This is a genomic window from Aeromicrobium sp., assembly GCF_014378035.1.
Classification (GTDB): domain Bacteria; phylum Actinomycetota; class Actinomycetes; order Propionibacteriales; family Nocardioidaceae; genus Aeromicrobium.
This window is the reverse complement of the sequence record NZ_JACMOM010000293.1, coordinates 1-5,416: the sequence shown is the minus strand read 5'-3', so window position 1 is coordinate 5,416 and position 5,416 is coordinate 1. Positions and strand designations below refer to the sequence as shown.

5 protein-coding genes are annotated in these 5,416 nt (G+C 65.7%); 3 read left to right on the top strand and 2 right to left on the bottom strand.

All coding sequences use genetic code 11. The features are described from left to right. Nucleotides 1–92: 92 nt before the first annotated feature. On the bottom strand, nucleotides 93–1,127 hold the full coding sequence (locus tag H7290_RS15400; protein ID WP_290514902.1) for a hemolysin family protein: 1,035 nt from the start codon (nucleotides 1,125–1,127) through the stop codon (nucleotides 93–95). Continuing rightward, the gene (locus H7290_RS15395) at nucleotides 1,124–2,470 is read right to left on the bottom strand and encodes a hemolysin family protein (protein ID WP_290514901.1); all 1,347 of its coding nucleotides are present in this window, start codon (nucleotides 2,468–2,470) and stop codon (nucleotides 1,124–1,126) included. Before H7290_RS15395 ends, H7290_RS15400 begins: the two co-directional genes overlap by 4 nt. 694 nt (nucleotides 2,471–3,164) lie before the next feature. Between H7290_RS15395 and H7290_RS15390 the strand changes: the two genes are divergently transcribed. Genes H7290_RS15390 through H7290_RS15380 form a run of 3 tightly spaced genes read left to right on the top strand, consistent with a single transcriptional unit; the run spans nucleotide 3,165 to nucleotide 4,983 of the window. Next, entirely contained in the window at nucleotides 3,165–4,343 is a 1,179-nt protein-coding gene (locus H7290_RS15390; RefSeq protein WP_290514900.1) for a site-specific integrase, read from the top strand. A 45-nt stretch (nucleotides 4,344–4,388) separates the two neighbouring features. Next, nucleotides 4,389–4,700, top strand: a complete 312-nt coding sequence (locus tag H7290_RS15385) for a type II toxin-antitoxin system RelE/ParE family toxin (protein ID WP_290514899.1) — start codon at nucleotides 4,389–4,391, stop codon at nucleotides 4,698–4,700. Next, nucleotides 4,687–4,983, top strand: a complete 297-nt coding sequence (locus H7290_RS15380) for an addiction module antidote protein (RefSeq protein ID WP_290514898.1) — start codon at nucleotides 4,687–4,689, stop codon at nucleotides 4,981–4,983. The genes H7290_RS15385 and H7290_RS15380 overlap by 14 nt, the downstream gene beginning before the upstream one ends. Nucleotides 4,984–5,416: the final 433 nt, after the last annotated feature.

Here is a 5,416-nt window from a genome sequence, read left to right as displayed (position 1 = left end):
GCTCCGATGATGAGGCCTGCAACGAGGAAGCCGATCAAAATGATCACATTCTTTCGTGGGTGCGTCGTGCGGTGGGGGCGGGATGTGCGGGGTCAGGTGGCCGTGGCGTCGTGAATTTCGCCGACGAGGACTTCGATGGCGTCCTCCAGGAACAGCAGCCCCAGGGTGGTGCCCGCCTCGTCCACGGACCTTGCCACGTGCGAGCCGTGCTGCCGCATCCGCGCCAGGGCGTCCTCGAGCTCGGCGCTGCGGGGGATCGCGATAAGTCGTCTGACGCGCTTGGCCGGGAGGGGGCGGGTGAACTCGTCGCCTTCGAGCTCCATCACATCCTTCATGTGAACGTAGCCGACGGGTTCCCCATCGTCGTCGGCGAGCACGTGCCGGGAGTGGCCGTGGTCCACAACGGCGCGTTGCACGTCGGCCGGCGTGGCCGCAGCCGGGAGCAGAACGATGTCACCCAGCGCGACCTCGATGTCCCCGGCGGTCCGGTCGGTGAACTCGAACGCACCCGCGAGCGGCCCGGACTGCGTCAGGGTGCCCTCGCGATGCGACTGCTCGACGATGCCCGCGACCTGCTCGAGGGTGTAGGTGCTGGTGGCCTCGTCCTTCGGCTCGACGCCGAAGAGCCGCAGGACGCCGTTGGCCATCCCGTTGAGGACCCAGATGATCGGCTTGAAGACGCGAGACACGAGGACAAGGGGTGGCGCCAAGATCAGCGCTGCCCGATCCGGCACGGAGAACGCGAGGTTCTTCGGCACCATCTCGCCCAAGACCACGTGCAGGTAGGTGACCAGGAGCAGTGCCACCACGAACGCAAGCACGCTGATGACGTCGGCGGTCAGGGGCGTGAGGCCGAGCGGGTACTCCAGCAGGTGGTGAATCGCCGGCTCGGACACGTTGAGAATGAGCAGGGAACAGATCGTGATTCCCAGCTGGCTGGTGGCCAACATCAAGGTCGCGTGCTCCATCGCCCACAGGGTGGTCTTCGCGGCCCGGCTCCCCTCAGCGGCACGGGGCTCGATCTGCGAACGACGTGCCGAGATGACGGCGAACTCGGCGCCCACGAAGAACGCGTTGGCGGCGAGGAGGACGACCAGCCAGACCAGCCCGGGCACATACTCGCTCATGCGTTCCTCCTCGTATCCGTGACAGCGCTGCCGTCCTGATGCGTGCTGGTGGGGTCGTCGGGGATGAACTGGACGCGGCTGACGCGGTGGCCCTCGGTGCGCTCCACCCGCAGGCAGCCGCCGGGCAGGGCCAGCTCGTCACCGACCTCGGGGATGCGGCCGAGCTTCGTCGAGAGATAGCCCGCAACGGTGTCCCAGTCGTCGTCCTCCGGCACCACGACCCCCGTTCGCTCACGTGCCTCGTCGGGCCGCCACGTGGCGTCGAACGAGATCGACCTGCCCCGCCGAGTGAACGCGGACTGGTAGCGGTCGTGCTCATCCTCGAGCTCGCCAATGATCTCCTCGACGAGGTCCTCGAGGGTCACGACCCCGGCTGTGCCGCCGTACTCGTCGGTGACTACGGCGATCTGCAGACCCCCACCCCGGAGCTGCTCGAGGAGCGCGACGGCACCGATAGTCTCCGGGACCCGCATCATCTCGATCATCAGGTCGGCCGCTGTGACGGTGGTGCGTTCCTCCAGGGGGACGGCGAAGGCCTGCTTGACGTGGATGAGGCCGACGATGTCGTCGGGGCCCTCGTCGACCACGGGGAGCCGCGAGTGGCCACTGGTCGCAGCCGCGGCGATGACGTCAGCCGCGCTGTCGTGCTGCTGGACCGACGTCATCCGGATCCGCGGTGTCATGACCTCGGACGCATCACGGTGGGACAGGCGCAGCGTCCGGTCGAGCAGGGTCGCGTCGTCCTGCTCGAGCAGGCCGGCCGAGGCGGAGTGTCGGATCAGGTAGGTAAGCTCGTCAGCGCTGCGGGCCGCGGTGATCTCCTCCTTGGGCTCCACCCCCATGGCTCGGATCAGCGAGTTGGCGGTGTTGTTGAGCATGAGCACGACCGGCTTGAACACGGTCGTGAACAGCGCCTGGAAGGGGATGACACGCTTGGCTGTGGCCAGGGGGACCGCCAGCGCGAAGTTCTTAGGGACCAGCTCGCCGATCACCATTGAGAACAAGGTGGCGAGCAGGACGCCCACGACGGACCCGATGATGGTCGCTGCATCACCCGAGATCCCGGCGTCCGACAGCGGCTCCTCGAGAAGCGAGCTCACGGCCGGCTCGAAGGTATAGCCGGTGAGCAGCGTCGTCAGGGTGATCCCCAGCTGGGCGCTCGACAGGTGCGTGGACGTGATCCGTAGAGCCTTGATCGTCGGCCCGAGACGCTTCTCGCCGGCCGCCGCGCGGCCTTCCAGCTCGTAGCGGTCGAGGTTGACCAGTGCGAACTCGGAGGCGACAAAAAGCCCGGTCCCCACGGTCAGGACCACGCCGATGCCCAGCATGATGAACTCGTTCACCTCGTCGACCTCCTGACGGTCCTCGGGCGGGGGACACCTGGGTCAGGAGGGCAGAAACTTTGAGGGAGATCATCCATTGTAGCTCCAGCGTAACGAGCCCGTGGAAGACGATCCAGTCCCGACGCCGGGACCAGTTGTCCGCGTGCTCCTCGACGACCTCGCAACCGAGCAGGGCACGTCACGTCGTCCCGGACGCGCCGCCACTGCCGCGAACCTAGTACCACGCAACTGCGTCATACCGCCGCATGTGCCCTTCCCGCTGCTCCGAGAGGCCGCCTCCCCGCTCTCGTCCGGTGGTCGACGATTCCAGGCGCGCGCTATGTCCGCCATTCGTCGGGAGCTTCACGCATGTCTCCACCGACTCGGCGTGGTTCCGATCTGCGAAGGCTTGCCCAGTGATCACGACGCTCACGAACCAGGCACTCCTGGTCTTCGCCCTCCAGAGAAGTAGGCACCTGACCTGGGGTTTCTCATGGTGGAGCCTAGGGGACTCGAACCCCTAACCCCCTGCTTGCAAAGCACACTGGGCACAGGTGGCAAAAGCGCTCTGACCTGCGAGAATGATCGCCAGAGGTGGACATACTTCCCCCATAAATGCCATTCTTTCCCCCACCAGTCCCCCACAGGACACCCACTGCGAAGGAAGCAGGGGGATGGACTTTTGCGCTAGGAACTTGCGAGGAAGGAGCCAAAGGTGGCAGGCAGAAGGGGCTTCGGCGAGATCGAACGACGGGTCGGCGCTAGCGGACGAGTGAACTACCGGGCCCGTTACGCGATGGCCGACGGCACTCGCTTCTCGCGCACCCTGGGGACCAAGCTCGATGCCGAGTCGTGGCTCGCAGCGGAAAGCACCCTGGTCGATCGCGAGGAGTGGACTCCTCCTCAAGCACGGCTGGCAGCCAAGCAGAAGCGTGAGGCCGCGGCGGCAACCAACACAGTGGCCGCATTTGCCGAGCGTTATCTTGCCGAGCGTGGTCTGCGACCGACGACCATCAAGGGCTACCGCACGCTGCTCGAGACCCGGATCCTCCCGCACTTCGGGGCAACCCCGTTGACCCTGGTGACGCTCTCGGACATCAAGGCGTGGCGGACGTCCCTCGATGTCGAGAGAGCAGCAAGTAATGCTGCGGCGTACCGCCTGTTGCGCTCTCTCCTGCAGGCTGCCGAGGAGGAGGAGTTGATCAACCGCGCACCCCCGAAGGTGCGCGGAGCCGGTTCGTCCCGAGTGAAGCAGGTGGCCAAACCAGCGACGTTGGCCGAGATTGAGAAGATTGTCGCTGGAGTGCCGCCCCGTCTGCGGATGCTCATCGTCTTGGCCGCGTACGTAGGACTCCGTCAGGGCGAGCTCCTCGAGCTGCGCCGCTCAGATGTCGAAGGCGTAACTGGCCGGATCCACGTCACTCGGAAGGTCGACAAGGACGTGACTCCCGGTGCCGACGGAGCCTGCCGTCGATGCGGCCGGGTGATCTCGTCACCGAAGACCGCCAGTGGCGTACGGACCGTGCACGTCCCGCCGCCGTTCCTGCCCCTGCTTCAGACGCACCTTCTCCAGCATGCCGCCACCGGGCCAGATGGCCTGCTTTTCCCGGGTGATCGCACCGACCACATGAGCGTTCGCTACCTCATGGACCGCTATCGCCCAGCCCGCACAGCCGCGGGCCGGCCAGACCTGACACTGCACCACCTGCGGCACACGGCCCTCACCATTGCCGGACAGCATGGCGCCACCGCGGCCGAACTCCAGGCCCGTGCCGGCCACGCGTCCCAGGCCGCGATGGCCATCTATCAACACGCCACGCTCGACCGCGACAAGGCTCTCGCCGAGAAGATCGGCGCAACCTACGACGCCTGGCGCAAGGACCGCCAATCATGATCGTTCCGTTGGCAATCTCGGGGGTGTGAACTACAGTTGACAGCGTTGAACGTCGTCACGACCGACATCTACGACACCTGGTTCCGAAAGCTCAAGCGCAAGGACCCGCGCACGGCAGCGCGGATCCAGATGCGGGTCGACCGACTGATCTGCGGAAATCCTGGTGACGCCGAGCCGGTCGGCGGCGGGCTCTCGGAACTACGGATCCACCACGGCCCGGGCTACCGGGTCTACTACAGGCAACAGGGCGACATGCTGTTGATCCTGCTCTGCGGCGGCGACAAGTCCACCCAGACCAAGGACATCGAGAAGGCCCACGAGATCGCGAAGGAGTGGGAGAACAATGGCAAAGACTGAGTTCAAGCCCTACGACTCGGCGGAGTACCTGAACTCGCTCGAGGACATCGGCTACTACCTCGAAGCCGTCCTCGAAGAGGCGGGCGATGACCCGGCGTTCGTGGCTCAGGCACTCGGCAACATCGCCCGCTCGCAGAACTTTAGCGAGCTTGCCCGCAGGGTCGGGATGAGCCGCGAGGGTCTCTACAAGGCGCTCTCGACCGACGGCAACCCCAGCTTCGCGACGATCATGAAGGTCGCCAAGGCGCTCGGCCTCAAGATCGAATTCCACGCGGTCGCCTAGCCACACGATGATGCGGTCGCCGGTGTCGGGTTCCTCTCGAGTACCGGGCCTGCCCGCGTCCCACCGCCCAGAATGACGCACGACCCCGCCAGCCAGTAGCGATGGTCGCGACAAGTTGTGTAGGCGCTACGTGGACACCCCGCATGGCTCCGCCAATCGACGCCTGCGAGAATCTTTCGACCGCCTGCGAGGCAGCCCTATCGCTTTCAGAACAATAGGCCGGTGCTGTATTACGAACCTAGTGGTGCGTGTCGTAAGTTCTTGGACGCTTGAGTTTCTGAAATAATGGAGTCATGGCTAACCACCCGGCTCCTGCGTTGGTTCTCCACGTCGATGACCGCGAGAAGTTGGAGTCCTGGTCGCGGTCGCGGTCGGTGAGCGCGGGTCTGGCGAAGCGGGCGCGGATCGTGTTGCTCGCCGCCGAGGGCGTCGG

Bases quoted from the DNA above. Each gene is read 5' to 3' on its own strand.
- H7290_RS15400 (WP_290514902.1), bottom strand. From the start codon at position 1,127: ATGAGCGAGTATGTGCCCGGGCTGGTCTGGCTGGTCGTCCTCCTCGCC.
- H7290_RS15380 (WP_290514898.1), top strand. From the start codon at position 4,687: ATGGCAAAGACTGAGTTCAAGCCCTACGACTCGGCGGAGTACCTGAAC.